Below are 2,684 nucleotides of genomic sequence, written 5' to 3'. Positions count from 1 at the left end.
CCTTCCGGCCGGCATCCTGAGCCCGAACGCGATTCCGATCATCGGCAACGGCTGCGTGGTGAACCTGGAAGCCCTGTTCCAGGAGATCGACGGACTGGAGGCCCGCGGCGCGGACACCTCCAAGCTGCGCGTCTCCGCCAACGCGCACCTCGTGGCGCCCTACCACCAGGTCCTGGACAAGGTCACCGAGCGGTTCCTCGGCAGCCGCGCCATCGGCACCACCGGCCGCGGCATCGGCCCGGCCTACATGGACAAGGTGGCCCGCCTCGGCATCCGCGTCCAGGACGTCTTTGACGCCTCGATCCTGCGCCAGAAGGTAGAGGGTTCGCTGCGCCAGAAGAACGAGCTCCTGGTCAAGGTCTACAACCGCCGGGACATCGAGGTGGACGAGATCGTGGAGTACTTCCTGTCCTTCGCCGAGCGCCTCCGCCCGCTGGTCATCGACAGCACCTACGTCCTGAACACCGCCCTGGACGAGGGCAAGGTGGTCTTGATGGAGGGCGGCCAGGCCACCTTCCTGGACGTTGACCACGGCACCTACCCCTTCGTGACGTCCTCGAACCCGACCGCGGGCGGCGCCTCCGTGGGCTCTGGCATCGGCCCCACCCGGATCTCGCGTTCCATCGGCATCATCAAGGCCTACACCACCCGCGTGGGCGCAGGGCCGTTCCCGACGGAACTGTTCGATGAGATGGGCATGTACCTGCAGAAGACCGGCGGCGAGTTCGGCGTCAACACCGGCCGTCCCCGCCGCTGCGGCTGGTACGACGCCGTGCTGGCACGCCACGCCTCCCGCGTCAACGGCTTCACGGACTACTTCGTCACCAAGCTGGACGTGCTGACGGGCATCGAACAGATCCCGGTCTGCGTGGCCTACGACGTCGATGGTGTGCGGCACGACGAAATGCCCATGACCCAGACCGAGTTCCACCACGCCAAGCCGATCTTCGAATACTTCGAAGGCTGGACCGAGGACATCACCGGCGCCCGTACCCTGGAGGACCTGCCGGAGAACGCCCGGAACTACGTCCTGGCCCTGGAAAAGCTCTCCGGCACGCGGTTCTCCGCGATCGGCGTCGGCCCGGACCGCGACCAGACGATCGTGGTCAACGACCTCATCAACGACTGACACTGGCCGGCACCGACTGACGTGTCACCAACCGGCGTACGACGGCGGCGGGTCGCCCTTGCAGGGGCGGGCCGCCGCCGTCGCGGTTAAGGCCGCAGCCGTCGCAGTTAAGGCAGCAGTCACGCCTGGCGCAGGCGGGACCACAACGGTCCTAAGCGGGGTCTTCCGCGGACGTGAACCGCAGCGAGAGCCAGTTCTCCCGGCACGCCCTGGCGGCCGCCTCGGCGTCGCCAAGGCGGGCGAGCCGGATGATTTCAGCGTGCTGAGCCACCGATTCCCGGGCGGCAAAGGAGCCGAAACGCATCCGCTCCACCCGGCGCAGGACGGGGGTGGTTTGTTCCAGGAGTTCCCGGAGCACCGGGTTGCCGCTGACCGTGACAAAGACGGCGTGGAAATCGTCATCGGCCCGCAGTGCCGACTCGACCTCCGCCGCCTGCAGGGCCTGTTCGAAGCGCGCGTTGGCCCCGGCCATGGCGGCGAGGTGCTCCTCCGCCAGGAGCGGGACCGCCAGGCGTGCGGCCAGCTCGTGCAGTCCCGCCACCACCTGCTGCGTGCTGAGGGTCGACGCCGGGTCGCAGGGGGCCACGATGGTCGCCTTGCCCGGCAGCGCTACCACCAGGCCGGCGCGTTCCAGCCGCAGCAGCGCCTCGCGGATGGGTGTCCGGCTCACGCCGAGCCACGCTTCCAGTTCGGCGTCCTTCAGCCGTTCGCCGGGCTCGAAGGTGCCGTCGACGATCGCGTTACGGATCGATTCAAAGACGTTGTCCCGCAGCAGCGGCCGCTTGTGGACTCCGGCGAGCGAGGGTACGGGCATGCAACATATCGTATATCCCTCTTGCCCTTCCGGAGCCCGTATCCGACAATGCAATATATTGCATATTTGCTGTGACCGTTTCCCACCGCGAGCGAAGGACCGACGATGGCCATCACCGATTTCGAACGCTACCCCCTGACGTTTGGCCCGAGCCCCGTCCATCCGCTGCCGCGGCTCAGCCGACACCTGGGCGGGGCGCAGATCTGGGCGAAACGCGAGGACGTCAACAGCGGCCTCGCGTTTGGCGGCAACAAGACGCGCAAGCTGGAGTACTTCGTCCCGGAGGCCTTGGCCCAGGGTGCGGACACCCTCGTCTCGATTGGCGGCTACCAGTCCAACCACACCCGCCAGGTCGCGGCGGTGGCCGCGAAACTCGGCCTCAAAGCACGCCTGGTCCAGGAAAACTGGGTCGACTGGCCCGATCCGTTGTCCGACCGGGTAGGCAACATCCTGCTCTCGCGGATCATGGGCGCCGACGTGCGGCTGGACAGTGCGGGCTTCGACATCGGCATCCGCAGCAGCTGGGAGACCGCCATTGAAGAGGTCAAGGCCGCCGGCGGCAAGCCCTACGCGATCCCGGCCGGCGGCTCCGACCACAGGCTGGGGGGTCTGGGCTTCGCCAACTGGGCCTACGAGGTGGAAGAGCAGGAGCGCGAGCTCGGCATCTTTTTCGACACGATTGTCGTCTGCACCGTCACGGGCTCCACCCACGCCGGGATGATCGCGGGTTTTGCCGGCCAG

3 protein-coding genes are annotated in these 2,684 nt (G+C 67.5%); 2 read left to right on the top strand and 1 reads right to left on the bottom strand.

Annotation, left to right across the window (positions count from 1 at the left end; genetic code table 11):
* The coding region (locus tag LQV45_RS24730; RefSeq protein WP_230009255.1) for an adenylosuccinate synthase at window positions 1-1,129 on the top strand (1,129 nt) is incomplete at its 5' end.
* A 151-nt stretch (window positions 1,130-1,280) separates the two neighbouring features.
* Here LQV45_RS24730 and LQV45_RS24725 read toward each other — a convergent pair.
* A complete protein-coding gene (locus tag LQV45_RS24725) occupies window positions 1,281-1,943 on the bottom strand; it encodes a GntR family transcriptional regulator (protein WP_230009254.1) in 663 nt (220 codons plus the stop codon).
* A 105-nt stretch (window positions 1,944-2,048) separates the two neighbouring features.
* Between LQV45_RS24725 and LQV45_RS24720 the strand changes: the two genes are divergently transcribed.
* Window positions 2,049-2,684, top strand: a 636-nt coding sequence (locus LQV45_RS24720; RefSeq protein WP_230009253.1) for a pyridoxal-phosphate dependent enzyme, incomplete at its 3' end; no start/stop codon positions are given.

Source organism: Microbacterium sp. Bi128, assembly GCF_918698205.1.
The sequence above is the reverse complement of the archived record's forward strand: the minus strand, read 5'-3'. Positions and strand labels throughout refer to the sequence as shown.

Bases quoted from the DNA above. Each gene is read 5' to 3' on its own strand.
- LQV45_RS24725 (WP_230009254.1), bottom strand. From the start codon at position 1,943: ATGCCCGTACCCTCGCTCGCCGGAGTCCACAAGCGGCCGCTGCTGCGG.